Raw genomic sequence first — 26,395 nt, 5'->3', positions numbered from 1 at the left:
AACTCACGAGGCGGGACCTACGTCGCGTGATGCGGCACGGCGTCGAACCTGTTCACCACGATATCCCGCTTGGTCTCGTCCACCCGCACGGTCATGTCGAAGCGGCCGTCGTGCAGCTCCTTCGACAGGACCTCGGCGTTACGATGCAGCCAGCTGATGCCGGCACCGTCCGAGGCGTCGACGGAGAGATCGAGCGTGGTGCGTTTGGCGGCGAGGCGTTCCTCGATCGCGGCGAGCAGTGCATCGATGCCCTCGCCTGACACAGCGGAGACCAGCATCGCCGGATGATCGTCCGGCCTGCGCGCGGCGATGTTGAGCAGCTCTTCGCGTTGCTCGGCATCGTACCGATCGATCTTGTTCCAGACTTCGATAATGCGGCCGGAATCATCGGGGTTGATGCCGAGCTGACGCAGAACGGCATCGACGTCGCTCTGCTGCGCCTCGGCGTCTTCATGCGAGATGTCGCGGACATGCAGGATGACGTCGGCCTCCAGCACCTCCTCCAGCGTGGCACGGAAGGCGGCGACGAGCTGGGTCGGCAGATTTGAGATGAAGCCGACGGTGTCCGACAGCATCGCCTTGCCGCCATGCGGCAAAGTGAGTGCGCGCAAGGTGGGGTCGAGCGTCGCAAACAGCATGTCGGCCGCCTGCACGTCGGCGCGGGTCAGGCGGTTGAACAGCGTCGATTTGCCGGCATTGGTGTAGCCAACCAGCGCGACGACGCGATACGGTACGCGCTGGCGGCCGGCGCGATGCAAGCGCCGCGTCGCCTGTACCTTTTTCAGCTCGCTCTCGAGCTTGGAGATGCGCTCCTGAATCAGGCGGCGATCCGCCTCGATCTGCGTCTCGCCAGGACCGCCCATGAAGCCGAAACCGCCGCGCTGGCGTTCGAGATGGGTCCATGAGCGCACCAGGCGCGAGCGCTGGTAGTTGAGATGCGCAAGCTCGACCTGGAGCGAGCCCTCCCTGGTCTTGGCGCGGCGGCCGAAGATCTCCAGAATGAGTCCGGTGCGGTCGAGCACCTTGGCCTGCCATTCCTTCTCGAGATTGCGCTGCTGGATCGGCGCCAGCGCGCAATCCATCACCACGAGCTCGACCTCCAGACTCTTGATCAGCCCTGCGATCTCTTCGACCTTGCCCTTGCCGATATAGGTCGCGGGCCGAATCTGGCTGACCGGAGCGATGATGGCATCGGCAATGACGAGATCGATCGCGCGCGCGAGGCCCGCGGCCTCGTCGAGCCGGGCCTCGGTGTTGCGCAGGACATGGCCTTCCGATTGCGCGTCAGCATTCCCTGCACGCACCCGCAAATAGGGGCCGATGACCAGCACCCGCCCCGTATTGGCCCCTGCCGACCGCGGACGGTCGGCATCCCCGTCGAAATTCCGGGGTTCCAATCAGATCACTCTCAAGTCGGCTGATCCTCGCCGCCTTCGAACAACTGGATGGGTGCGCCCGGCATGATGGTCGAGATCGCATGCTTGTAGACCAGCTGCGAGTGACCGTCGCGCCGCAGCAGCAAACAGAAATTGTCGAACCAGGTCACGATGCCCTGGAGCTTCACTCCGTTGACCAGAAAGATCGTCAGTGGCGTCTTGGTTTTGCGAACGTGATTAAGGAATGTGTCCTGTAGGTTTTGTGCGCGGTCTGCCGCCATTGTTTTTTTCTCGCTTTGAGTTTCTTTTTATTGCGCCGGTTGCGGCCCTCTTGTGACGTTCGGGGCCTCTCCCGGTTGCTGTCCCTCATGAGATCCCCCTCGGAAGGAACAGCGGTTCGATTAGAGGACAGGTCGGGATATTAGGCAAGCCGCTTCACGCGGCAGGCCACGCCCTATTGTCCCGGAAAACTACGGAAATCGATGATCTTCCTCGCTTATTCCTGACGCCTGGCCGCAAGGTCGCGCGCTGGCCTATTGTTTTGACGCGTCTTCTTGACGCGAACCGGTCTCCACCCCGCTCGAAAACGCATTAGCCGACGCCGAGCGCTTTCAATTTGCGGTGCAACGCCGAACGTTCCATGCCAACGAACTCGGCCGTACGAGAAATATTTCCTGAAAAACGGCTTATCTGCGCAATTAAATAGTCGCGCTCGAACACTTCGCGCGCCTCACGCAGCGGCAAGCCCATGATGTGCTCGCCATTGTTGCTGGTCGGCATCGCCGGCACCATCGAGCCGACGTCCTGCGGCAACATGTCGGCCGTGATGATGACCTCCGGCCCGCCTGCCGCGAGAATCATCACCCTCTCGACGTTGTTGCGGAGCTGACGCACATTGCCGGGCCAAACATGGGATTGCAGCACCGCCATCGCGTCCTGCCCGATCTGGCGCTTGGGAAGGCCGCTGCCGGCGGAAATCTGCTCCATGAAATAGTCGATCAATTCCGGAATGTCCTCGCGCCGCTCCGACAGCGCGGGCACGCGGATCGGCACCACCGAGAGCCGGTGATAGAGGTCCTCGCGGAAACGGCCGGCCGCGATCTCCTCCTCCAGGTTGCGCGCGGTCGAGGAGATGATGCGCACGTCGACCTGCACCCTGGCGGTACCGCCGACGCGCTGGAACGACTGCTCCACCAGCACGCGCAGGATCTTGTTCTGGGTCTCGCGCGGCATGTCGGCGATTTCGTCGATGAACAGCGTGCCGCCATGGGCTTCCTCGAGCGCACCAGGCTTGCGCGGCTGCTCGCCATTGGACTGCTCGATGCCGAACAGCTCGTGCTCCATGCGCTCGGGCGTGATCGCCGCCGCGTTGATCACCACGAAGGGGCCGTCGGCACGGCCCGAGGCCGTATGCAGCGTGCGAGCGGTCAATTCCTTACCGGCGCCGGCTGGGCCGACGATCAGGATGCGGCTGTTGGCCTTCGCCGCGCGCTCGATGGTCTGGCGCAGCTGGTTCATGCTGGGCGAGCGGCCGACGAGCTGGCTCGCGCTCGGCGCGAGCTGCTTCAGCTCCTTGACCTCGCGCTTGAGTCGCGAGTTCTCCAGCGCTCGGGTCGCGACCAGGATCAGCCGGTCAGCCTTGAACGGCTTCTCGATGAAATCGTAGGCGCCGCGCTTGATCGCGGCGACCGCGGTCTCGATGTTGCCGTGGCCGGAGATCATCACGACCGGCAGATCGGCATTATCCTTCTTGACCTGCTCCAGCAGCTGCAAGCCGTCGAGCTTGGAGCCTTGCAGCCAGATGTCGAGAAACACCAGATGCGGCCGCCGATTGGCAATCTCGGCGAGCGCCGTATCGCTGTCGCGTGCGGTCCGGGTCACGAACCCCTCGTCTTCGAGAATGCCCGCAACGAGATCCCGAATATCGGCCTCATCATCGACAATCAGAATTTCACTTGCCATGGATCGCGCCTGTGTTGTCAGCTGCCCGTTGAGGCTTCGATTTTCGTTGATTCATTGGTCTTTTCAGCCGGCTCTTTGGTTCCGGCAGGCGGCTCTTTTGTTTCCAGCTCGCTGCTGGATTTGTTCACGGATTCCGTGACCGCTGCCTTGTTTTCCGGCTTGGTTGCTTCGCTGGGCGCTGGCTCGACGCCCCCGGATTTCGCGGGTTGCCCCGAGATCGCAAAGCGCATCCGCATCCAGGCGCCGCGCTGGCCTTCGCGGAAGTCGGAGGCGTCCTTCAGCTCGATCCGCCCGCCATGGTCTTCCAGCACGCGGCCGACGATGGCCAGCCCCAGGCCCGTGCCCTTGGCACGCGTGGTGACGTACGGCTCGAGCAAGCGCGAGCGCGCGACCTTGGGCAGGCCGATACCGTTGTCGATGACGTCGATCAGCACGTCGTCGCCCTCGCGCGACACCACGACGTCGATTCGGCCTTTGCCGAGCTCCTCGGGGGGGACCTGCTCGATTGCCTCGGTGGCGTTCTTGACGATGTTGGTCACCGCCTGGGAGATCAGCCGCCGGTCGAACTGGGCGCGGAGCGGATCGTCCTTGAACTCGGCCTCGATATCGATTTCGGGATGGGCGACCTTCATCAGGAACACCGCCTGACGCACGGTGTCGGCGACGTCCTCGCCTTCCATCACTGGTTTGGGCATCCGCGCAAAACGCGAGAACTCGTCGACCATGCGCCTGATGTCGTCGACCTGGCGCACGATGGTGTCGGTGCACTGGTCGAAGATCTGCTTGTCCTTGACCTCGGTGATGGACTTGCCGAACTTGCGGCGGATGCGCTCGGCGGAGAGCTGGATCGGCGTCAGCGGGTTCTTGATCTCGTGAGCGATGCGGCGCGCCACGTCGCCCCAGGCCGAGGTGCGCTGGGCCGAGACCAGCTCGGTGATGTCGTCGAGCGTGATGATGTAGCTGTCGTGCGGCTGGTTCTTCTCGGCGCTGACGCGGACCGACAGATTGCGCTCGGCACCGTCGCGGGTGATGGTGATCTGCCCCTGCACCAGGCGCTGGGTCCCTTCCCGCGCCGTCTTCATCATCTCGTCGAGCTCGGGCAGCACGTCCGAGAGCGGATGGCCCAGCGTCTCCGCTTCGGAGTGCCCGATCAGCTTCTCGGCCGAACGGTTGAGGATGCCGACGCTGCCGGAAGTATCGACGCCGATGATGCCGGCGCTCGCCGAGGACAGCACGGCCTCGATGAAACGGCGGCGGCTGTCGATGAGGTCGCTGGCATTGACCAGTTCGTCGCGCTGGCTGCGCAATTCCTGCGTCATCTTGTTGAAAGTCTCGCCCAGCTGGGCGAGATCGCCTTCCGACTGATGCACCGGCACCTTCACATGGAGGTCGCCGGTCGAAACCGTATGGGCCGCGTTCATCAGCCGCCGGATCGGCGAGACCAGCGAGTTGGCGAAGTTGAGGCCGATCAGCACCGAGGCCATCAGGATGGTGAGCGCGATCACCGCGAACATCAGCGCGAAGGCGACCTGGATGCCGAGGCGGCGTGACTCGATCTGGGCGTATTCGGCGACGCTGACTTCGGTCTGCTTGAGCTGATTGACGACGTTCGGATCGAGCGGACGGGCGACATAGAGGAAGGTGTCGTTGAAGGCGCGCAGGCGGATCACCGCGGCGACAAAGCTCGCGTCCGGCAGGACCGCGATCTCGGGTTCGTTCTCGTTGACATTGCTGAGGAAGTCCGGCGCGGGCGGCGAATAAGCCAGCCGCATGCCGGTGTCGGCGGATTCCAGGATATTGGTGTTCTTGTCGATGATCATCGCGCCCGGCAAATTGCGCGAGGCGGCGCTCGCCGTCAGCATCTCCCGGAACGAGCGGCGATCCTGGTCGTAGAGCGGCCTTGCGTGCGCGATATCGTTGGCCATGCCGAGAATGTCGCCGCGGATCAGCTGCGCGTGGTCCTGCATATAGGCCCGCGCGATCGTCAGTGAGTTCTGGATCACCTCCTTGGTCGGGCCGGAGAACAACCGGTCGAGGCCGCGCTCGATGGTGACGTTGGCAACGACGGAGACCAGCACCGCCGGCAGCACCGCCACGATCGAGAACAGGCTGACGATCTGGACGTGAAGACGCGCCGCCGCCCTGCCCCGCCGCCGCGCCAGGATCAGCTGCCAGAGTTCCCGGATGATGATCCCGACCAGCAGCAGGATCGTGGCGGCATTGATCAGATAGAATGTGCGGACCACCCCGGGCGTCGGCTCGATCGTGCTCAGACCCGTCAGGACCAGGAAGGTCAGGAGGGCCGACAGCAGCGCCAGCGCCACGGCAAAGGGTGCCAGCCAGCGTCGCACCGACCAACGCCGGGGCTCTTCCGCTGGGGCCGTGTCAAAGTGTGCGGCCGAGGTATCTGCGCTGGTCATTCCGGCAATGGCGGTGCTGAAAACGGGTCCGCGGACGCGCGGATACTGATGTATTCGTACCACATTGTTGCCGAATTGCGACAATTCCGCGGCGCGTCCGCCATGGCGGACCCGCGCAATCCACAGGCACATGCCGTTTGGGCGGAACGGATTCCCACCATCCCGGCTTGATCCGCATGGATAGGATCTTTCTCGCGACGATGGTTTCGGCCGTTCTGCTGCTGATCGTGGCCGCCGACCTCTTGGTCAACGGCCTCGGTCTTCAGCAGCCGCTCCTGAATCTCGCGAGCGTGGTGCCAGCACCCGGCGGACTGGTCAGATAGATGGCCGCGTTGCGGCTGGAATGATCAATTTGAATGTGCGGGCGGAACATTACAGTCCCGTCGGGACTTCTGCTCACCGCGTCAGCCACCACGGCCAGCGCGATTCGGACAGGCTCAGCTCCACCATGGTAGGGGGAGCTGAGCTACCGTCCGCTTCGAGGGACTAGCCCCCGCTCCGATAGACCTGGATGTCGAGATCCCGGATTTTCTTCCGCAGCGTGTTGCGGTTGAGGCCGAGCAGGTCGGCGGCACGGATCTGGTTGCCGCGGGTGGCGGCCAGCGCGGCCGTGAGCAGCGGCACCTCGATCTCCTTGAGGATGCGGTGATAGAGGCCGGGCGGCGGCACGCCGTTCGGGAAGCCCTGGAAGTGCGAGGACAGATACGCCTCAACCGCGCCGCCGAGATTGTCGACACCCTGCTGGACCGCGGCGCCCGGACTGACCGAGGGCGGCGCAAGCTCGCCGTCGATGACGGAGGCCGTGATCACGTCCTGCGGATAGAGCGCGGCAAGGCGCCGGGCGAGATTTTCCAGCTCGCGCACGTTGCCGGGCCAGCGGTGCTGCTTCAGCCGCTCCAGCGCCAGCGTGTCGAGCTTCTTCGGCGGCAGGCCATCCTTCTCGGCCAGCGTGAAGAAGTGCCGCACGAGATCCGGCAGATCCTCGATGCGCTCGCGCAAGGGCGGCAGCCGCAACGGTACGACGTTGAGGCGGAAGAACAGGTCTTCGCGAAACAGGCCCTGCTGGATCAGGACACGCAGATCCTTGTTGGAGGCCGCGACGATGCGCACGTCCGTCTTGATGGGCGTGCGGCCGCCGACCGTCGTGTATTCGCCCTGCTGCAACACGCGCAGCAGGCGGGTCTGCGCCTCCATCGGCATGTCGCCGATCTCATCCAGGAACAGCGTGCCGCCCTCGGCCTGCTCGAACCGGCCGGAGGCGCGGGTGTTCGCGCCGGTGAAGGCCCCGCGCTCGTGCCCGAACAATTCGGACTCGATGAGATCGCGCGGAATCGCCGCCATATTGACCGCGACGAACGGGCCGTTGCGGCGCTTGCCGTAATCGTGCAGCGCCCGCGCCACCAGTTCCTTGCCGGTGCCGGACTCGCCCGTGATCATCACGGTGAGGTCGGTCTGCATCAGGCGCGCCAGCACGCGGTAGATTTCCTGCATCGCCGGCGAGCGGCCGACCAGCGGGATCGCCTCCATCTCGGCATCTTCGTCCGGCGTCGACGTCCGCTCCTTCGGCTCGGCGAGCGCGCGACCGACGATGGCGATCAGCTCCTTGAGGTCGAAGGGCTTGGGCAGATATTCGTAGGCCCCGCGCTCGGAAGCGCGGATCGCCGTCATGAACGTGTTCTGCGCGCTCATGACGATGACGGGCAGATTCGGCCGCATCTTCTTGATCCGCGGCAACAGGTCGAAGGCGTTTTCGTCCGGCATCACCACGTCGGTGATGACGAGGTCGCCCTCGCCCTGGCTGACCCAGCGCCACAGCGTTGCGGCATTGCCGGTCAGCCGCACCTCGTAACCGGCGCGGGACAGAGCCTGATTGAGTACGGTGCGGATGGCGGTATCGTCATCGGCTACGAGAATGCTACCTGCGGGCATCGTTGATCCTCATTTTGCCCCCTGTGACGCAGGCGACGACTTACCGGCAGAGTCGGCGCGACTGCTTTGATCGGCATGTTTCACCGATGTGGAATACATCGGCATCAGCACGCGGAAGGTGGTCTTGCGCGGCTGAGATTCGCATTCGATGATGCCCCCGTGATCGCCGACGATCTTGGCGACCAGCGCCAGGCCGAGACCCGAGCCGGTCTGCTTGGTGGTCACGAAGGGATCGAACAGATTGGGCAGAAGATCGTCCGGCACGCCTGGTCCGTTGTCCTTCACGCAGAATTCCAGCGGCAGGGATACCCTGGATTTTTGACCGGGAACTGACAGGCGCACGCCGGGGCGGAACGCGGTGGTGAGCTGGATCTCGGCGTCCGGCACGTCGATCAGGGCTTCGGCGGCGTTCTTCACGAGGTTGAGGAACACCTGAATCAGCTGATCCTGGTTCGCCAGCACCGGCGGCAGCGAGGGATCGTAGTCCTCGACGAAGCGGATGTTGCGGGCAAAGCCCGACTGCGCCAGCCGCTTCACATGGTCGAGCACCGAATGGATGTTGACGGGGCCGCGCACCACGGGGCGCTCGTCGCCGAACACCTCCATGCGGTCGACCAGCGTCACGATGCGGTCGGCCTCGTCGCAGATCAGCCGCGTCAGCATGCGGTCCTCGGACGAGGCCTGCTGCTCCAGAAGCTGCGCCGCGCCGCGGATGCCGGACAGCGGATTCTTGATCTCGTGCGCCAGCATCGCGGCGAGCGCGATCACCGAACGCGCGGCGCTGCGATGGGTGAGCTGGCGGTCCATCTTGTCGGCAATGCTGCGCTCCTGGAGCATCACCACGATGTGGCCGGGCCGCTCCGTGAGAGGAGCCACGTGCAGATCGACCTGGCGGTCGCCGCCCATGCGCGGCGTGCCGAGATCGACCTTGTATTCGTTGACCGGCGAATTCGACGAGCGCACCTGGTCGATCAGCGCCAGCAACGGGCTGCCGAACGGCACCAGCTCCTTCAGCGACTGCCGCTTCAGGAACTGCGTCGAGATCTCGAAGAAGGCTTCGGTCGCGATATTGGCGGCGACGATCTTGCCGTCCGGCCCGATCATGAGCACGGGATTGGGCAAGGCGTCCAGGATCGCGTCGCTGTCGGACTGAAGGGGCCGACGATGTTCAGCGGCTGAGCTCATGCAGCAGCGCTCCATGCGAAGTCGTCGAAGGCATCTTGCAGTGACTTGTGAACGAGACGCGGATCCTCAGAGACCAGGATCTTCTGGCGCCAGGATTTCAGCTTCTCCGCCGGCGCACGGCTCACCTGCGCCGCGACGTCGAGTGCCCAGCTCAGATGCTTGCGGGCATGCCTCAGTCCGATGCGCAGGCCATAGAGCGCGCAGACGCCATCATAGAGCGTGCGGACATAATGCAGCTGCGTTTCGAGCGAAGGCGTCGCCTCCTCGGCCCCGCCCTGCAGGCGGCGGCCGATCTGACCGGGCAGCCAGGGCTGGCCCTGAGCACCACGGCCGATCATCACGGCGTCGGCGCCTGAGGCCTCCAATGCTGCGAGCGCCTTCTCGTAAGACGTAATGTCGCCATTGACGACGAGCGGGATCGAGATGGCCTCGCGTACGGCGCGGATCGCATCCCAGTCGGCATCGCCCTTGTAGAACTGGCAGCGGGTGCGGCCATGGACGGTGACGAGCTCGACGCCTGCTGCTTCCGCGCGCCGCGCCAGCTCCGGCGCGTTGCGCGTCTGGTCGTCCCAGCCGAGCCGCATCTTCAGCGTCACCGGCACCTTCACCGCAGCGATCGTCGCATCGATCAGGCTGACGGCATGGTCAAGGTCGCGCATCAAGGCTGAACCGGACTGGCCGCCGGTGACGTGGCGGGCCGGACAGCCCATGTTGATGTCGATGATATCGGCGCCTTCGGCTTCGGCGATCCGGGCGCCTTCGGCCATCCAGTGCGTCTCGCAGCCGGCGAGCTGGACTACATGCGGGCCGATGCCGGTGGCTTCGCAGCGCAACCGGGACATCCGGTGGCCATTGGCGAGCTCATCGCTCGCGGTCATTTCGGACACCACGAGACCCGCCCCAAGCTCGGCGGCCAGCCGGCGGACGGGCGAGTCAGTCACACCCGACATCGGTGCCAGGAAGACCGGGGTGGCGATATCAATATCGCCTATTTTCAACGGCTTAGAGCCGGATACTGCCGAGCCGGTCACAGGGGTCTCGTTGACTGTGCAGGGCTTCATCGCGCCTGCCATGATCTATCTTGCGCACAATTCTTGTGCAGTCAAGCGTCATGCCTACAGTTTAGACAGTTCTGCAGATCTTTCAAGTGCAGTGCAGCAAAATGCTGTTTCCCACAATCCGGGGAAACCCCCTTTTTTTGCGGGCCTGCCGTGCTAGAGGCATGCCGGCAATCCCCTCCCCGACTCCTTGATGAGCAACTGAGTAATTGAGTCCTATGGCGAAATCACAGCGCACCGCAGTCGTTCTCGTCGCAGCCGGGCGTGGACTGCGTGCGGGCGCCGGCGGGCCTAAGCAATATCGCGAGATTGGCGGTGTGCCGGTGATCTACCGCGCCATGGAGGCGTTCAGCCGCCACCCGGAGGTATCTGCGGTGCAGCCGGTGGTGAACCCCGACGACAGCGCTATGTTCACCGCAGCGGTCACAGGGCTGAGGCACGAGCCGCCGACCAATGGCGGCGCCACCCGTCAGGCCTCAGTGCTCGCCGGCCTCGAAGCGCTGGCGAAGCACAAGCCGGACATCGTGCTGATCCACGATGCCGCCCGCCCCTTCGTCTCGGCAGGCGTGATCTCGCGCGCGATCGAAGCGGCGGGCCGCGCCGGCGCTGCGATCCCGGTCGTGCCCGTCACCGATACCATCAAGCTCACCGGCGAGGGCGGCAATGTCGAGGACACGCCGGACCGGGCGCGCCTCAGAATCGCGCAGACGCCGCAATCCTTTCGTTTCGACGTCATCCTCGAGGCGCATCGTCGCGCGGCGAAGGACGGGCGCTCTGATTTCACCGACGATGCCGCGATTGCCGAATGGGCGGGATTGACGGTCGCAACCTTTGAGGGCGATGTTGCCAATATGAAGCTCACCACTCCCGAGGATTTCGTGCGCGAGGAAGCGCGCCTAGCTGCCCTGCTCGGCGACATCAGGACCGGCACCGGCTACGACGTGCACGCTTTCGGTGAAGGCGACCATGTCATGATCTGCGGCGTGCGCGTGCCGCACACCAAGGGGTTCCTGGCCCATTCCGACGGCGATGTCGGCCTGCATGCCCTAGTGGATGCCATCCTCGGGGCATTGGCCGACGGCGACATCGGCTCGCACTTCCCGCCGAGCGATGCGAAATGGAAGGGCGCCTCCTCCGACCAGTTCCTGAAATACGCCATCGAGCGCGTCGCCCAGCGCGGCGGCCGCGTCGCCAATCTCGAGGTGACGCTGATCTGCGAGCGGCCGAAGATCGGTCCCTTGCGCGACACCATGCGCGCGCGCATCGCCGAGATCTCCGGCGTCGATATCTCCCGCGTCGCGGTGAAGGCAACGACCAGCGAACGCCTTGGCTTCACCGGCCGTGAGGAGGGCATCGCGGCCACCGCGAGCGCCACCATCCGCCTGCCGTTCAACGAAAAGACATGGAGCGCGTAAGCCATGGGCGGCAGCGACGCACGCGCCCTCTCCCGCTCGCTGCTCGATCTGTGCCGGATGCGCAAGCTGACGATCGCGACTGCGGAATCCTGCACCGGCGGCCTCGTCGCCGGCGCGCTGACTGACATCCCCGGTTCCTCCGACGTGATCGACCGCGGCTTCGTCACCTATTCCAATGACGCCAAGCGCGCGATGTTGGGGGTCGAAGCGAGCACGCTGACGAATTTCGGCGCCGTCAGCAAGGAGACCGCGACTGCGATGGCAATCGGCGCGCTGGAGCGTGCCGATGTCGATCTCGCCGTCGCCATCACCGGCATCGCCGGCCCTGGCGGCGCCACGCCCGGCAAGCCGGTCGGTCTCGTGCACTTCGCGGCCGCCGCGCGCGACGGCCGCATCATCCATCGCGAGCACCGTTTTGGCGCGATCGGCCGCAGCGCCGTGCGCGCCCGCTCGGTGGTCGAGGCGCTGCGGATGCTGATGGAGCTCGCCCGCGGCCCGCAAGTCGCGGCCAAGCCGCAGCGCACCGCCGCCAGCCGCCTGCGCCCGCGCGTGACCCGCTCGCCGCGCCGGCATGCGGTGAAGCGCAGGCCGCCGCGTTCGCCGCGAGGCTGAAAGATCTGCGCCGCCGAAACGCCTATGCCGCGAGCAGCGCGCTGGCGTGATCCAGCACGCACTGCCTGACCGCGTCCACCTGTGATGGCTTCGCCTTCGCGCTGACCGTCAACTCCACGATCGGCGACGCCGGATTGGCGACATCGACCACTCTGGAGATGTTGACGGCAGGTGCAGCCTGATCGTCCATGCGGGAGTCATTGCGCAACTCCGTCAGGATCCGATCGGCCAGCGCCGAAGCGGCGCCGGCCGGAACCGGAAACGCCACCTTGACCTCGCCGGTGCCGGGATAGGCGCTGTGGTTGACGATCGCTGCACCCCACACCTGTCCGTTCGGCAGCAGGATCTGCGTGTTGTCGGCCGCGACGAGTTCGGTCATGAACAGAGACAGCGACCTCACCTTCCCCGCCTTGCCGGCGACCTCGACGTCGTCGCCGATGCGAAAGGGCCGGAACAACAGCAGCATCACGCCGGCAGCGAGATTGGAGAGCGTACCCTGCAACGCCAGACCAATGGCGAGAGATGTGGCGCCCAGCACGGCGACGAGGCTCGCGGTCTGGATGCCGAAGAGCTGCAGCACGGCGATGCCGACCACCGCGAGCACGCCATAGCGCGCGAGGCTGCCCACGAACAACGTCACCAGCGGATCGACGCGATGCGTGACGCTCAGGACGCGCGTGACGAAACGCTGCATCGCGCTGGACAGGTACCAGCCGATGGCGAGCAGCAGGATCGCGTAGATCGCGTTCAGCCCATAGAGAACGAGCGAGGCTTTCACCGTGTCGAAATTGACGGTCATGGCGGCTCCAACCAAGGCAATCGGTTAAAACTCGCTGTCGTGGAAAATGATCCCCTTCGGGGCTAGCCAATCGTCAAGCGCCCGACGCGGCATCTCATGGGTGGGAGCGACGTGAAACCCGGGTACTGACCGGCCGGAATTCCAGGTTCATCGCGAATCCCGTTATTGCGCCGCTCGCTCGACACGACACATGACGGGGAGCTTTTGCTCGATCGCCTTCGCAAGCACCGTCCCCGTGGTCCGTCCGAGCTCCCTCGCGATGGTCGTAATTGGCTTGGTGCCTGCAAGCTCCCTGAGTCGGTTGAGGTCTTCCTCGCTCCACGATTGCTTCCAGCGCGCCATCTGTCCCGTCCAGCTCCGCAAGCCCCGCGCCCGACTCATATTCTAGTTGAATTCCTTAGTAAATACACCCCTTACAGGTGTACCGCCTCGCGGGCAAAAGGGTGGGCCGCCGCTGCTCTACGTTTTGGCCCGGACCGCACGGCCCGCACGAAGTCTGACTGCTCGATCGTGCGCCACAGGCTTGCGCGTGACAGCCCATCCCTACCAACCCTTGTGCTGCCTGTCGGGCAAGACACCCAGCCGGCAGGTCAATCCGCGCCGGCGAAAATATTCCGCTTTACCGAAGTTCGGATTTGGCGTACCCGTCCGTCACCTCATCCCGGTCAGAGGGGCGTATCGCGATTGTCACGACACGCGGGTGGACGCAGGCAGCAATGCCGCCTGACGTCGTGAAGGCGGTGGATTGAGGGGGACGCCCGTGCCCCCGGACGCGGCGCAGTGCTCTTTTAGCGGTGCGCTGCGGAAGCCGGAACCCATGCTTTGCTTGCAAGACCTGCGTCCCCGCACTGCGCAGCAATGCTCGGCATTGCAGCGCGTCGGGACACGAGCGCTACCAACCTACGTCGACGCCAGCTTCGGCCGGCCGTAGATCGCGTCCGCACGCTTTTCAAACGCGGTCGAGAAGCGCGCGAAGGCGGCGTCGAACATCGAGCCCATCAGCATCGCCAGCATGCGGCTCCTGAACTCGTAGGCGAGAAAGAATCCGACGTCGCAGACGCCCTCACCCCCCTCTTGGCCCTTGGGCTCGAACGTCCAGCGGTTTTCGAGGTTGCTGAAAGGACCCTGCAGATACTCGACCAGGATCTTCAGATTGGCGCGGTCGAGCGTCACCCGGCTAGTGAAGGATTCCTTGACCAGCTTGAACGATACCGTCATGTCGGCAACCAGCACCTCGGTGCCGTCGGGCTTTGCCATGCGCTGACGAACCTTCAGGGCGCTGCACAGCGGCACGAATTCCGGATAACGCTCGACGTCGGCGACCAGATCGAACATCTCGGATGCGCTGTGATTGACACGGCGCTTGCTGGAAAAACGGGGCATATCGGTTCAGTGGGCGTTAGCTGCCCGCGCGGCCTTCAGTCTCGCAAAGTCCTCGCCGGCATGATGCGACGAGCGGGTCAGCGGGCTCGCCGACACCATCAGGAAGCCCTTGGTGTAGGCGATCTTCTCGTAAGACGAAAACTCGTCCGGCGGCACGTACCGCATCACGGCATGGTGCTTGCGGGTCGGCTGGAGGTACTGGCCGATGGTCAGGAAGTCGACCTCGGCCGAACGCAGATCGTCCATCACCTGCTGCACCTCGTGGCGCTCCTCGCCGAGACCGACCATGATCCCGGACTTGGTGAAGATGGTGGGATCGAGTTCCTTGACCCGCTGCAACAGCCGGATCGAGTGGAAGTAGCGCGCGCCGGGCCGTACTGTGAGATAGCGCGACGGCACGGTCTCGAGATTGTGGTTGAACACGTCGGGCTTCGCGGCAACGACGATTTCGAGTGCCCCCTCCTTGCGCAGGAAGTCCGGCGTAAGGATCTCGATCGTGGTCGAGGGGCACGCGGCCCGGATCGCGCGGATGGTCTGAGCGAAGTGCTCGGCGCCGCCGTCGGCGAGGTCGTCGCGGTCGACGGAGGTGATGACGACATGAGCGAGGCCGAGCTTGGCGACCGCCTCGGCGACGTTCTGCGGCTCGGCCGCATCCAGCGCATTGGGCAGGCCGGTCTTGACGTTGCAGAAGGCACAGGCGCGGGTGCAGGTGTCACCCATGATCATGAAGGTCGCGTGCTTCTTGTCCCAGCACTCGCCGATGTTCGGGCAGCCCGCCTCCTCGCATACCGTGTGCAGGCCGTTCGCCCGCACGATGTTGCGGGTGTCTGCATAGCCGCGGGTATTCGGCGCGCGCACGCGGATCCAGTCCGGCTTGGGCGGCGAAGCGGAATCAGGCCGGTTCACCTTTTCGGGGTGGCGCGGGCGCAGCGGGTTCGAGATGGTATCGACAATAACGACCATGGGGTGTCCGGTCTGTTCAGGTCCTACCTAATCGGTCTGGCTGCCTGCCGCAACCCGGCTCGCGCCGCTTCAGGGAACATGGCAGATATGGGCAATATCCTGCTCTGTTCTCGGGCGATTCTCACCTCGAATGGCTCCAATCTCGAAGGCATCCACACCGCGGCTCGGCAAGCAGCTGAAGCGGACCTTTTTCGGCCGCAGCGTGCATGAGGTCGCACCCGACCTGATCGGCGCGACCATGCTGGTCAACGGTGTCGGCGGGATCATCGTCGAAGTCGAGGCCTATCATCATACCGACCCAGCCGCACACTCCTATCGCGGACCGACGCCGCGGAACAAGGTCATGTTTGGCCCGCCCGGCTTTGCCTATGTCTATCGCTCCTACGGCATCCACTGGTGCGTGAACTTCGTCTGCGAGGAGGAAGGCTCGGCCAGCGCCGTGCTGATCCGCGCGCTGGAGCCGACGCACGGCCTGGCTGCGATGCGCCGGCGCCGGCATCTCCAGGATGCGCATGCGCTGTGCTCGGGCCCGGGCAAGCTGACCGAGGCGCTCGGCATCACCATCGCGCACAACGCCCTGCCGCTGGACCGTCCGCCAATCGCGCTGCATGCGCGAACCGAGGAGGTCGAGGTCGCAACCGGCATCCGCATCGGCATCACCAAGGCGGTCGAGCTGCCATGGCGCTATGGCCTCAAAGGCTCGAAGTTCTTGAGCAAGCCGTTTCCGAAGTAGTCGTCATTCCGGGGCGCGTCGAAGACGCGAACCCGGAACCTCGAGATTTCTCAGGTGCGCAATTGCGCACCAGAGTTCGATGCTACGCATCGCCCCGGAATGACAGCGAGATCAAGACGCCTGCTTCAGCCGCTCCAGCGCCTCGAGCAGCTTGGCCTTGCGCGCCAGCGCGGCCTCGCGCTTTTCGCGCTCCTCCTCGACGACCTCCTCCGCCGCGTTGGCGACGAACTTCTCGTTCGCCAGCTTGGATTCGGCGCGCTTGATGTCGGCGTCGGCCTTGCCGATCTCCTTGTCGAGCCGCGTACGCTCGGCAGCAACGTCGATCACGCCCTTCAGCGGCAGCGCAGCCACCTCACCGCGCACCAGGAGCTGAACCGCGCCGTCAGGCGCACGTTCTGCAAAGGAAATGTCCGACAGCCGGGCCATGCGCTTGATGACGTCGGTCCAGCGCGGCGCGCGCTCCCTGGTCTTGGCCGAGGCGCCGGCGAGCACCAACGCCGTCAGCGTCGCCGGCGGGATGTTCATCTCGGCGCGCACCGAGCGGATCTGCGTCACGAGGTCGATCACCCAACCAATCTCGGCCTCGGCCGCGGGATCGGTGAAGTCGGCATGATCGAAGATCGGCAGCACCCAGGCCGGCGAAACGAGTGCATCGGTCGGACCCGTCGTCGCCGCGAGCATCGCGAGTTGCTCCGGCGTCGGTTCGACCTGCTTCAGCGGCCACGGCGCCAATGCCAGCAGGCCCTCGCGATTGGCCGTCACCTCCCACAGCTCCTCGGTGATGAAGGGCATGAAGGGGTGCAGCAGCTTCAGGATCTCATCGCGCGCCCAGGCGACCATGGCGCGGGTCTCGTCCTTGGCGGGACTGTCCGGACCGAGCAGCACGGGCTTTGCAAGCTCGACATACCAGTCGCAATAGACGTTCCAGACGAAGCGATAGATGCTGCCCGCGGCATCGTTGAAGCGATAGGCTTCGATCGCCTCGGTCACCTCGCGCGTGGTGTGCGCGGTCTCATGCGCGATCCAGCGGTTCAGCGTCTCCTTCGCGTTCGCCGGCTCGAAGCCTTCGGGAACAGCGCAGTGGTTCATCTCGGCGAAGCGACAGGCGTTCCAGAGCTTCGTCGCGAAATTGCGATAGCCCTCGACGCGGCTGGTGGCGAGCTTGATGTCGCGCCCCTGCGCCGCCATCGCCGCCAGCGTGAAACGCAGCGCGTCGGCGCCGTATTCGTCGATCAGGTTCAGGGGATCGATGACGTTGCCCTTCGACTTCGACATCTTGGCGCCCTTCTCGTCTCGGACGAGGGCGTGGATGTAGATGGTCGAGAACGGCACTTCCTTCATGAAGTGCAGGCCCATCATCATCATGCGGGCGACCCAGAAGAAGATGATGTCGAAGCCCGTCACAAGCGCGTTGGTCGGGTAATAGCGCTGCACCTCGGGCGTATCGTCCGGCCAGCCGAGCGTCGAGAACGGCCACAGCGCCGACGAGAACCAGGTGTCGAGCACATCCTCGTCGCGGGTGATGAAGCCTTCGCGCTTGTTGCGGTCGAGCGCCATCTCGCGCCCCTGCTCGACCGTGATGACTTCCTGCTCGACGTAATAGCCGAGCGCGTGACTGACAGCCTCCTCCTCGGTCTCGGCCACGAACACCTTGCCGTCAGGTCCGTACCAGGCCGGAATCTGGTGGCCCCACCAGAGCTGGCGCGAGATGCACCAGGGCTGGATGTTCTCCATCCAGTCGAAATAGGTCTTTTCCCAGTTCTTCGGCACGAACGTCGTTTCGCCCGAACGAACCGCGGCGATCGCAGGTCTCGCCAGCGTCTTGGCGTCGACATACCATTGGTCGGTCAGATACGGCTCGATCACGCTGTTCGAGCGGTCACCATGCGGCACCATGTGAGTGTGCGGCTCGATCCGCTCGACGAAGCCGAACGATTCCAGCCGCTCGACGATGCGCTTGCGCGCAGCGAAGCGGTCGACCTTGTGGAACTCCTCGGCGAACTGCGCGGCGCCTTCAGGCAGGTCGCGCAGATAATCCTCGTTGTCGAGGAGATCGAGGCAACCTTCCCTGTCGAGCACGCTGATCCGGCGCAAGCCGTGGCGATTGCCGACTTCGAAATCGTTGAAGTCGTGCGCCGGCGTCACCTTCACCGCGCCCGAGCCCTTGTCCGGATCGGAGTACTCGTCGGCAACGATCGCAATCTTGCGGCCGACCAGCGGCAGGATGACGTTTTTGCCGATCAGCTTCTGATAGCGCTCATCCTCGGGATGCACGGCAACGCCGGTATCGCCGAGCATGGTCTCGGGACGCGTGGTCGCGACGACGATGAAGCTCGAGGGATCTTCGGGGTTGAAATTCTTGCCCTCGATCGGATAGCGCAGGTACCAGAGGTGGCCCTTGACTTCGACCTGCTGCACCTCGAGATCGGAGATCGCGGTCAAGAGCTTGGTGTCCCAGTTCACTAGCCGCTTGTCCTTGTAGATCAGCCCCTCGCGGTGCAGCTCGACGAACACCTTGACGACGGCTTTCGACAGGCCCTCGTCCATGGTGAAGCGCTCGCGCGACCAGTCGCAGGACGCGCCGAGCCGCTTGAGCTGGTTGATGATGGTGTCGCCGCTCTCGGCCTTCCATTGCCAGACCCGCTCGAGGAACTTCGCGCGGCCCATCTCGCGGCGGCCGGGCTGCTGACGCTCCATCAGCTGCCGCTCGACCACCATCTGGGTGGCGATACCGGCATGGTCGGTACCGGGCTGCCACAGCACGTCGCGGCCGCGCATGCGCTCGAACCGGCACAGGATGTCCTGCAGCGTATTGTTGAGGGCGTGGCCCATGTGCAGCGAACCCGTCACGTTCGGCGGCGGGATCACGATGGTGAAGGGCACGGCATCACGCCGGTCGGGGCGACCGGCCTTGAAGGCAAGGCCATCTTCCCACACGACGGACATGCGGGCTTCGATATCGGCGGGCTGGTAATTTTTCTCGATCATGGGGCAGCTAGAAAGCCGCGCGAGTGGGCCAAGTCAACGAAAACGTCAGCGCACGGGTTTTCCGGCCCGGTCGACGAGCCCAATATGGCGTACGAGCGGGGCTATATCGGGGCCGTATGGCCCTTCTCAGCGGCCGCCGCGCGAGACCCGCTCGATTTCGGCCTTCACGATGCGTTCAACGAGGCCCGGCAGGTTGTCGTCGAGCCAGGACTTCAGCATCGGCCGCAGCATCTCCTTAACCAGGTCCTCCAGCGTCCGTGCATTGCTGCTGAGCACCGTGTGGGCCAGGGAGTTGAAGGCGGATTCGACCGCGGAGACCGTCGATTGCGCGAGGATCGGCTGCTGCGGCGGCAGCGGCGGGGCGTCAAAGTCCACCGGCGCGTAGGACGGCGGCGGTGTAGGCCGTGGCGGGGGCGATTCGGCGAATTCGAGATCGTCGCGCGGCTCGACCTTGCGGAAGCTGGGCGGCGGCGGAGGCGGTGTCGGATCCACCGCCATCTCGTCCGTCAATTCGAGCACGTCGGGTTCTGGTTCTGGTTCTGGCTCCGGCTCGGGAGCGCGGACCTCGGGCGCAGGTGTGGCCGCGTCGAGCCCTGCCAGCAGCGCGTCGATATCGTCCTGGTTGTTGGTGGCGTCCGCCACTGGCGCGGGTGACGGCGGCGGAGCCGGCTTCGCAACTGGCGGCGCCGGCTTCTCGGCCGCAGGTTTTGCGGGCGCGACCTTGGATGGCGGAATATCGTTCATTGCCTGCGGCTTCGGCGGCGTCGCGGGCGCTGCGGCCTTCTCGGGCTTGGCGGCCTCAGCCGGCGGGGGCTTTGCCTCATCGTCGGCAATGATGCGCCGGATCGAGGCCAGAATCTCCTCCATCGAGGGTTCTGTGACCTTTGCAGGCTGCGTCATCTCCGACTCCACATCATCAACGCCCTCGCATGCGTCGTTTTACCACCAAGCACGACAGGATTGGCCGGTTCCGGACGGGAGGCCCCTCATTTTCGTCGCGGCAGCCCGACTTGTCCCCAGATCACGGCTCAACGTGCAGCGGTGCGCCCCCGCGCCGGCACTCAAGCATTACGCACACGACATCAACGCGGGGCCGAATCGACCCGCATCATTCTGGCAAGGCTATGTCAGGGATTTTGACGATTGCAAGCAAAGCACCGGTCGACCTCGGCTGTCGGCGAGGTCGCCCGAATCACCAAGGCATGATCCGGAGAGATATTCCGAAAAGATCGTGCTTGAACAAAACCTAAAGCGCGATGGCGATTCATCCTGATCGCATCGCGCCTTAGGAGGATCAGCGCCCGTCGGGCGTACGCACGCCGGCCCAGCTGTCGCGTACCTGATGATAGTGAACGCTGGGGTCGTAGGTTGTGGTCCGCAGACCAAGCACCTGCGGCGACAGGCGGCCAATGGTACTGAGGACCCTGTAGGAATTCACAACGCGATCATGCTGCGCGTTCACGAGATTGATGCGGGCGTTGACCAGCGCCTGCTGCGCATTGAGAACGTCGAGCGTGGTGCGCTGCCCGGCCTTTGCCTCCTCGCGCACACCGTTCAGCGCGATCTCGGATGCCGTCACCTGGGCTTGTGCGGACGTCACCTGCGCTTTGGATGCCTGGAGCAGGCCCCAGGCAGATGCGGTGTCAGCGCGAGCCTGGTCACGAGTCTGATCAAGCGTAAGACGCTGCTGGGCCAGCGTCTCCTTGGACTGCCGGATCAGGGAATATTCGGAGCCGCCCGCATAGAGCTGCCACGAAGCTTGCGCGACAGCAGAGGCGCTGAACGCCCTGTTTTGAATCAAAGTCTGTTCGTTTGCCTGCTGGGCGGTCGCTTGCAATGTGACCGTCGGCAGCAGCGCGCCTTCATTGATCTTCACGCTCATATAAGCGACATCGATGCCGAACATCGCTGCTGTGACTGTCGGGTTCTCAATAAGCGCAAGCTCGACCGCTTTTGCCAGCGACGGCGGCAGCAAACGATCCACCGGCGAGCCGGGCGCAAGGTTGACAGGGTCGTTGCCGATCACACGGCGATAGGTCGCGCGCGTCGCCGTCAGCGTGGCCTCGGACTGCTGCTCCAACGTTCGTCCTGCAGCCAACTGCGCTTCCGATTGCGCCACGTCGGTGCGAGTGACTTCGCCGACGTTGAAGCGGTCGCGGGTCTGCTTCAACGTCTGCTCGAGGACCCGGACGTTGCTCTTGTTGACCTCGACCGTCGCCGAATCGCGCAGATAGTCCATGTACGTCTGCGCCGCCAAGAACAGAACACTTTGCTCGAGATTGCGCAGCCCCTCGCGCGCGCCGGAGACCTGATGCTCTGCGCCCCGAACCCGGTTGGCGGTTTGGTTGCCGTTGTACAGAGACTGCTGAATGGTAACGGCGGCGCTGCGGGGGACGGTCGTCCCGTTGATCGGTCCAGTGCCCGGCGCGCTCAATATGTCCTGATATTGATAGCCGGCGCTCGCAGTCAGCGAAACTCTCGGGCGATACCCGGACAGTGCCTGAGGCACGTTTTCGTCGGTCACACGCACCTGGGCGCGCTGCGCGTTGAGCTGCGGATTGTCCTGATAGGCACGCACGAGCGCGCCTTCCATCGTCTCCGCCAAGGCAGGCGTCGGCCCGGCAAGCGCCAGCAGCAGGACCGAAACCGCAGCTCCGGTGAAGAGCTTCACCCCATGCATCCCTTAAATTCCGTTCATCTAACGCCCACCCCGTGCCCACGAGCTGGGTTTACCGTCTACGAGGAGTCATCGCCCCGCTGCAACATAGGACGGGGGCAAGCGCGACGGAACTACCCGAGGGTGGTTCTCAGCGGAAACTCTTCACGTGCAGCATCCCTGCCACACTTCTGATTCGGAACGGGATTTTGGCGGGCTTTGGCCCCTCAGAACACGAAGGCGGCGGCCCGTTCCAGCCCGGGAAGGACCGGGGCTGCAGCATCGAACAGGGCCCGATGGCCGAATTCACCGTGGGTACGGGTCACGATCATGGCCCGCGGCGGCCTGGATTCGGCCGACACCCCCACCAGACGCCCCCCCTCCTTCAGCTGCCCGAGCAGGGCTTCCGGCATCACCTCGGCCGCTCCGTTGAGGACGATGACGTCATAGGGAGCGGCAGAGGGTTCCCCTTCGGGGCACGCCGCCGCCCGGCAGGTGGCATTGGCAAGCCCCAGGGCGGTGAAGGCATCCTTGGCTTTCGCGGCCAAGGCCGAATCGCACTCGGTCGCGGCGACCTGCCGCGCAAGCTTGGCGGTCAGCGCCGCGAGGTAGCCCGTGGCGCAGCCGACGACCAGCACGCTGTCGCCCTCGCCGATTTCGGCGGCCTGAAGCAGCTTGCCGGTGAGCGCCGGCTTGATCAGGAACCGCTTGGCGCCGCCTTCGCTCACGTCGAGGTCGAGATCGAGATAGGCCAGCGCCTGCCGGGCGGCAGGCACGAAGGCCTCGCGCGGAACCGTGAGCATGGCATCGAGAACACGACGATCGGTGACGTCACTGGTGCGCACCTGGCCATCGACCATTTTCTGGCGCGCGGTCGAGAAACCGGACATTTGCGGACCCTGCAATGCGGACGATGCCGCGGAAGAAATTCGCGGCATCTTTGGAGCATGCTCGGTCAAAACGCAACATGGCCGTTGGCCCCGGGAGACCAAGGCTTCCGCAACTGCCCAATCGGAGGATCGACCAGTCCTACTCGATCGCCACCGCGAGGCGGCCGATCAGAGCGGCGACCTCGTCCAGCCGTGCCGAATCCGGCGTCTCGACCGCGCGCGCCAGACGGGCGATGCATTCGTCGTCGCTGAGTTCGGGAACGTCGGCCGGCAGAATCGAGGGGGCCATGAGAGAACGGTCGGCCTGAATGTCTGACATGGAATAAGCTCCGTAAATGTCCGGCGGGTCAATGCTCGATTTGAATTGAGTCGATTTGGCGCCGTCCGCATGGCGCCACCGCGCCCGCGCACACATCTGTTCAAGCGTGATTCCACGCTGGATTACGGAGGCCGTACTCCAAAATCAGGCTAAGAAGATCGCCCGCATTAGGATGCGGGTGTAAATCACTGAATTGTCGGCAAAATTTGGCTCCCCGGGCTGGATATTCGTTCAAGTCCATGGTGGCAATGTGTGCAGCATGGACAAGCGGAAAAGCCGTTATTTCGCAGACATATACTAAGCGCCTTGCCCATGTCGCCCATAGCGGTTACTGCTAGCGCACACCCCAATAGCGGGGAAAAAGCGGGGAAGCCAGCGGGGTCGAAATGGGGAGCCACACTTTAAATGCGCTCACGGTGAAGGCTATCGCTGCCAACAAGGCCGCGAAACTGCGCGATGGCGGTGGCCTATGGCTGGTCACCAATGGCAACGGCCGATACTGGATCTTAGACTACCGCTTCGGCGGCAAGCGCCGGGAAATGGGTATCGGGCCGTTGCACACTGTGGGGCTCGGAGAGGCGCGCCAGAGGGCCGAAGCAGCCCGCGCCCTGCTCCGGCGCGGCATTGATCCAATCGCCCACCGGGCCGTTGAGGCGATCGAGGCGGCCAAAGTGGCGGCCGGTGTGATGACGTTCGGCCAGTATGCCGACGCCTACATAGACGCCGCCGTGCAGGCCGGGCGGTGGCGGGGCGCCAAGACCGAGGCCGGCTGGCGGAACACGCTGACCAACCACGTCAAGGCGATGCGCGACAAGGCGCTTGCGGACATCGACATCCATGACGTGCTGGCGGCTGTGCGCCCGCTCTGGGGCACGAAACAGGAGACGGCGGAAAAACTCCGGTGGCGCATTGAGCGCGTCTTGGACGCAGCCAAGGTAGAGGGGTTGCGCAGCGGCGAGAATCCGGCCGCGTGGAAGGGCAATCTGGAGCACGTCCTTCACAAGCCGGACGAGTCGACGCGCGGCCACCATGAGGCCCTCCCCTACAAGGATGCGCCGGCCTTCATGAAGCGACTCCGCAGCACCGACACGATAACGGCGCGAGCGCTGGAGTTCCTTGTCCTGACCACCACGCGAAGCGCTGAGACCCGCCTAGCCGTGTGGGCTGAGTTTGACCTGGATGCCGCAACATGGACTATCCCCGAGGCGCGTACCAAGGAGCGCAGAGAGCTTCGTGTCCCGCTCTGCGAGCGCGCGGTTGCTGCCGAGAGCCGCCGTTACGTCGTTGCCGTATATGCCAGCAAGCTGGCGGGCGATGCTGAGATCGTCCGCGGTGAGGAAGGCGGTCTTAGCGCCAAACTCAATCGAAGCCGCGACCTTGGCCTTCTCCAGCGCTGCAGCCGCCTCGCCCGTGCGCTTGGCGAAGTCGGAGATTTCGGCAGCTACCTGTGGCGTGACCTTGCCGTAAGCCTGCATCGCCGCGGTCGTCAGTTGTGCCTCAGCGCGCATCTGAGCTTGGGCGGCAGCACCGAGCCCCTGTGCGTTCGCATCTGCGCCCAGGCGAGCGATGTGCTTCTCGATTGCTTCGCTGGCCCGATCATACGCGTCGGCCTGCTCTTCAGTTTTCTTGGCGGTATCCTTGGACGTATCCCCGCGAACTGCGGTCGCAACATCCTGTGCTTGTCGCATTGCTGCGGTTACGGCGGCGTAGTTTTTGAGGGCCGCGCCGAGCTTGTCAGTAGCGGGGGCCATCTGAACATCGCGAGGGTCTTTTGTGATGCCGTAGTAATCCTCAGACGCCTTGCGGCTCTCAGGAGTCGTCGTCGCCTCGGTGATAGACTTCCAGACAGATGCGCCACCGATCCGGTTTGCAAACCAATCTGGCACCTTTCCGAGGGCGCTGTATAGCTGCGTCGCGTATCCGACCGCCGATGCCAAATCCTCGGTGATGGCCACCCAGGACTCATGATAATTCATTCCCAGCTTGGCAATGTCGTCCTGAACGGGCTTCCATTTATCGGCGAGGATCTTCTGGGCGGCGTCCATGCGGCGTTGCAGATCCTGGGCGCGGCCCAGGTCTTCGTCGGAAATCAGCTGCGTCTTGTTGACCGCGTCGGCGCGCTGGAGCATGTCTGCCAGGTAGCCGCTATTGGCACGCAGGGCCGCCGCAACCTTCGGGCCGAAAGCCGTTTCAGCCAGGTCGAGAGCGGCGAGGCGTTGTCCTTTTTGCAGAGCATCGTCTATCAAAGCCACCACGCTTCGGAGCTTGCCCTCAGCATCATTGCCGCCGATAGCCGTGCCTGGGAAGTTGCCTACCTTCTGCAGTTCGTCGAGCCGCTTTTGCAAAGCGCTGCCGCCAAGCTTGTCCGTCGACTGGTCGTTAAATCGCTTCAGGGCCTCGGTCAGGTCGTTGACCCTGTCCCGCGCCTCACCGCCCGACTTCGTGATGCGCTGGAAGAACTCAGTGCTGAAGCCGGTCGCGGTCGCGTCGGCCGTTACCTGGTTGAACTCCGCAATTTTTTCCTTCGCAAGCTCGGTGGCGTAGCCCATCAATTTGAAGGCATCACGGACAGCCGTGATCGCCAGCAACACAGGGGCCGCCGCGCCCAGCAGCCGACCGAAGGCCAGCGCCGCCGCTCCTGCTGCGCCCTGCGATGCCAGGAAGCCGGCGGACATTTGAATCGTTTGCTTTGTGATCGCCAGTGTCGCCTTGGTAGCGAGGCTGGTAGTCTCATTCATCGACTTTTGAAATTGACGAATATCCGCGCCGACCGGAATGATTAGCGAGGGGCCCGCCATCAGGCAGCCTCCGCCACGCCGACGAAGAGCGCGGAGATCACTTCACTGGCAATGAGGGCGTTGGCCGCAAGAGGTTTGCCCGTGACATGCTCCTTCACGAGTGCGAAGGCTTCGTCCACGTCCATGCCACCGCCGATGGCATCCGAGGAAGACGATGTTGCGGTCATCGAGAACCATGTATCCATCGCCCTTTCTCTTGAGCCGGAGGCCAGCCGATTTGAGCCGGCGGCGAATGCGAGAATCGCCATATATCAGGCCATCCATCACGCGGCCTCCCCACCATTCGACAGCATCTCGAACCGCCTCTCGGCGATTGCGATCGAAGGTGCGAAGCCGCCGTCCGGATACCACTCGGCGAGAATCTCCTTCATGTTCGCGATGTTGCTCTCGGGCGGGTGCTTCATCTGCGAGAGAGTAACTATGGCGGTAGCGAGGGCTTCCGTGAGGATGTAGTGGTCACGTCCAGTTATATCGCCGGTCATGGTTATGCGGCCTCCACTTTGACATTGTCGTTCACGCCGCGCGCAGCAATGCGCTCAGCTATCCATTCCGAAACTTCCGATTTAACGAAAGCGATTCTTTTATCCCCGAGCGGAACGGCAGCAGGGAAGCGGCCTTCCGCTCGGTAGCGGTTGATCATCGTACGCGACAGCGAAGTGAGTTCGCAGGCGTGTTTGATACTGACTAGCGATGGCTCGCCAGCAAGCGGATTCGTGTTGTGCATTTTGATTGAGGTCTGGTCGGATGGGCAGCCTGGGGGAGGTGATCCCCGTCAGGGCCATCGAGAGAACCGATAGCGCTCGGCAGAAGGGCCAATCACGCTTGCGGCTGAAGCCGCGTAGGCGTCACCAATATGTACGACACTGTTGCAAACTGCAACGCGAACACCGCACCTTTATTTTTTTCTAT

23 protein-coding genes and 1 pseudogene are annotated in these 26,395 nt (G+C 64.2%); 5 read left to right on the top strand and 19 right to left on the bottom strand.

What is annotated here, in order from left to right; all coding sequences use genetic code 11:
* Positions 1-17 precede the first annotated feature (17 nt).
* The 4 genes from hflX to H1B27_RS12340 all read right to left on the bottom strand — a co-directional run bounded on the left by hflX (position 18) and on the right by H1B27_RS12340 (position 5,758).
* Positions 18-1,397: a GTPase HflX gene (hflX, locus tag H1B27_RS12355; RefSeq protein WP_197966241.1), complete on the bottom strand. Its 1,380-nt coding sequence runs from the start codon at positions 1,395-1,397 to the stop codon at positions 18-20.
* Between the two features lie 11 nt (positions 1,398-1,408).
* Positions 1,409-1,657, bottom strand: a complete 249-nt coding sequence (gene hfq, locus H1B27_RS12350) for an RNA chaperone Hfq (RefSeq protein WP_028179548.1) — start codon at positions 1,655-1,657, stop codon at positions 1,409-1,411.
* Between the two features lie 310 nt (positions 1,658-1,967).
* Positions 1,968-3,338 (bottom strand): nitrogen assimilation response regulator NtrX, encoded by a 1,371-nt coding sequence (gene ntrX, locus H1B27_RS12345; RefSeq protein ID WP_131868639.1) that lies wholly within the window; start codon positions 3,336-3,338, stop codon positions 1,968-1,970.
* A gap of 17 nt (positions 3,339-3,355) precedes the next feature.
* The gene (locus H1B27_RS12340) at positions 3,356-5,758 is read right to left on the bottom strand and encodes a sensor histidine kinase NtrY-like (RefSeq protein WP_197966240.1); all 2,403 of its coding nucleotides are present in this window, start codon (positions 5,756-5,758) and stop codon (positions 3,356-3,358) included.
* A 176-nt stretch (positions 5,759-5,934) separates the two neighbouring features.
* On the opposite strand from H1B27_RS12340, the gene H1B27_RS12335 reads away from it, so the two are divergent.
* Entirely contained in the window at positions 5,935-6,081 is a 147-nt protein-coding gene (locus tag H1B27_RS12335; protein WP_197488759.1) for a hypothetical protein, read from the top strand.
* Between the two features lie 163 nt (positions 6,082-6,244).
* On the opposite strand, the gene ntrC is transcribed toward H1B27_RS12335, so the two are convergent.
* Genes ntrC through dusB form a run of 3 tightly spaced genes read right to left on the bottom strand, consistent with a single transcriptional unit; the run spans position 6,245 to position 9,870 of the window.
* Positions 6,245-7,687, bottom strand: coding sequence for a nitrogen regulation protein NR(I) (ntrC, locus tag H1B27_RS12330; RefSeq protein WP_025036261.1), 1,443 nt, complete (start codon positions 7,685-7,687; stop codon positions 6,245-6,247).
* A gap of 9 nt (positions 7,688-7,696) precedes the next feature.
* The gene (locus H1B27_RS12325) at positions 7,697-8,872 is read right to left on the bottom strand and encodes a two-component system sensor histidine kinase NtrB (protein WP_028179545.1); all 1,176 of its coding nucleotides are present in this window, start codon (positions 8,870-8,872) and stop codon (positions 7,697-7,699) included.
* Positions 8,869-9,870 carry a tRNA dihydrouridine synthase DusB gene (gene dusB / locus H1B27_RS12320; RefSeq protein WP_197966445.1) on the bottom strand — a complete coding sequence of 334 codons (1,002 nt, stop codon included), beginning with the start codon at positions 9,868-9,870 and terminating at the stop codon, positions 8,869-8,871. Before dusB ends, H1B27_RS12325 begins: the two co-directional genes overlap by 4 nt.
* A 278-nt stretch (positions 9,871-10,148) precedes the next feature.
* Between dusB and H1B27_RS12315 the strand changes: the two genes are divergently transcribed.
* Both H1B27_RS12315 and H1B27_RS12310 read left to right on the top strand, forming a co-directional pair.
* Positions 10,149-11,345 (top strand): bifunctional 2-C-methyl-D-erythritol 4-phosphate cytidylyltransferase/2-C-methyl-D-erythritol 2,4-cyclodiphosphate synthase, encoded by a 1,197-nt coding sequence (locus H1B27_RS12315; RefSeq protein ID WP_197966239.1) that lies wholly within the window; start codon positions 10,149-10,151, stop codon positions 11,343-11,345.
* A gap of 3 nt (positions 11,346-11,348) precedes the next feature.
* Positions 11,349-11,957 (top strand): CinA family protein, encoded by a 609-nt coding sequence (locus tag H1B27_RS12310; protein ID WP_061881577.1) that lies wholly within the window; start codon positions 11,349-11,351, stop codon positions 11,955-11,957.
* 22 nt (positions 11,958-11,979) lie between these two features.
* On the opposite strand, the gene H1B27_RS12305 is transcribed toward H1B27_RS12310, so the two are convergent.
* The 3 genes from H1B27_RS12305 to lipA all read right to left on the bottom strand — a co-directional run bounded on the left by H1B27_RS12305 (position 11,980) and on the right by lipA (position 15,102).
* Entirely contained in the window at positions 11,980-12,756 is a 777-nt protein-coding gene (locus H1B27_RS12305) for a mechanosensitive ion channel family protein (RefSeq protein ID WP_061881576.1), read from the bottom strand.
* A gap of 900 nt (positions 12,757-13,656) precedes the next feature.
* Positions 13,657-14,139, bottom strand: a complete 483-nt coding sequence (locus H1B27_RS12300) for a type II toxin-antitoxin system RatA family toxin (RefSeq protein WP_197966238.1) — start codon at positions 14,137-14,139, stop codon at positions 13,657-13,659.
* Between the two features lie 6 nt (positions 14,140-14,145).
* On the bottom strand, positions 14,146-15,102 hold the full coding sequence (gene lipA / locus H1B27_RS12295; protein WP_197966237.1) for a lipoyl synthase: 957 nt from the start codon (positions 15,100-15,102) through the stop codon (positions 14,146-14,148).
* A gap of 130 nt (positions 15,103-15,232) precedes the next feature.
* On the opposite strand from lipA, the gene H1B27_RS12290 reads away from it, so the two are divergent.
* The gene (locus H1B27_RS12290) at positions 15,233-15,835 is read left to right on the top strand and encodes a DNA-3-methyladenine glycosylase (protein ID WP_197966236.1); all 603 of its coding nucleotides are present in this window, start codon (positions 15,233-15,235) and stop codon (positions 15,833-15,835) included.
* A gap of 111 nt (positions 15,836-15,946) precedes the next feature.
* Here the strand turns inward: H1B27_RS12290 and H1B27_RS12285 are convergent, their stop codons facing one another.
* The 5 genes from H1B27_RS12285 to H1B27_RS12265 form a co-directional block, all read right to left on the bottom strand.
* Positions 15,947-18,823, bottom strand: a complete 2,877-nt coding sequence (locus tag H1B27_RS12285) for a valine--tRNA ligase (RefSeq protein WP_061881572.1) — start codon at positions 18,821-18,823, stop codon at positions 15,947-15,949.
* A 126-nt stretch (positions 18,824-18,949) separates the two neighbouring features.
* Positions 18,950-19,723 carry a PopZ family protein gene (locus H1B27_RS12280; RefSeq protein WP_197966235.1) on the bottom strand — a complete coding sequence of 258 codons (774 nt, stop codon included), beginning with the start codon at positions 19,721-19,723 and terminating at the stop codon, positions 18,950-18,952.
* 394 nt (positions 19,724-20,117) lie between these two features.
* On the bottom strand, positions 20,118-21,503 hold the full coding sequence (locus H1B27_RS12275) for a TolC family outer membrane protein (RefSeq protein WP_197966234.1): 1,386 nt from the start codon (positions 21,501-21,503) through the stop codon (positions 20,118-20,120).
* 203 nt (positions 21,504-21,706) lie between these two features.
* Entirely contained in the window at positions 21,707-22,369 is a 663-nt protein-coding gene (locus H1B27_RS12270; protein WP_061881559.1) for a protein-L-isoaspartate O-methyltransferase family protein, read from the bottom strand.
* Between the two features lie 139 nt (positions 22,370-22,508).
* Positions 22,509-22,688 (bottom strand): hypothetical protein, encoded by a 180-nt coding sequence (locus tag H1B27_RS12265; RefSeq protein ID WP_061881570.1) that lies wholly within the window; start codon positions 22,686-22,688, stop codon positions 22,509-22,511.
* Positions 22,689-23,074: 386 nt separating this feature from the next.
* On the opposite strand from H1B27_RS12265, the pseudogene H1B27_RS41190 reads away from it, so the two are divergent.
* Positions 23,075-23,611, top strand: a pseudogene (locus H1B27_RS41190) (integrase arm-type DNA-binding domain-containing protein); the annotation flags it as partial.
* A 228-nt stretch (positions 23,612-23,839) separates the two neighbouring features.
* On the opposite strand, the gene H1B27_RS12255 reads toward H1B27_RS41190, so the two are convergent.
* Genes H1B27_RS12255 through H1B27_RS12240 form a run of 4 tightly spaced genes read right to left on the bottom strand, consistent with a single transcriptional unit; the run spans position 23,840 to position 26,210 of the window.
* A complete protein-coding gene (locus H1B27_RS12255) occupies positions 23,840-25,486 on the bottom strand; it encodes a hypothetical protein (protein ID WP_197966456.1) in 1,647 nt (548 codons plus the stop codon).
* Positions 25,486-25,734, bottom strand: coding sequence for a gene transfer agent family protein (locus H1B27_RS40055; RefSeq protein WP_246515378.1), 249 nt, complete (start codon positions 25,732-25,734; stop codon positions 25,486-25,488). The genes H1B27_RS12255 and H1B27_RS40055 overlap by 1 nt, the downstream gene beginning before the upstream one ends.
* A 15-nt stretch (positions 25,735-25,749) precedes the next feature.
* On the bottom strand, positions 25,750-25,968 hold the full coding sequence (locus tag H1B27_RS12245) for a hypothetical protein (RefSeq protein WP_197966233.1): 219 nt from the start codon (positions 25,966-25,968) through the stop codon (positions 25,750-25,752).
* Between the two features lie 2 nt (positions 25,969-25,970).
* A complete protein-coding gene (locus H1B27_RS12240) occupies positions 25,971-26,210 on the bottom strand; it encodes a helix-turn-helix transcriptional regulator (protein WP_197966232.1) in 240 nt (79 codons plus the stop codon).
* Positions 26,211-26,395: the final 185 nt, after the last annotated feature.

The sequence above is a fragment of the Bradyrhizobium diversitatis genome, assembly GCF_016031635.1.
Classification (GTDB): Bacteria; Pseudomonadota; Alphaproteobacteria; order Rhizobiales; family Xanthobacteraceae; genus Bradyrhizobium; species Bradyrhizobium diversitatis.
The sequence above is the reverse complement of the archived record's forward strand: the minus strand, read 5'-3'. Positions and strand labels throughout refer to the sequence as shown.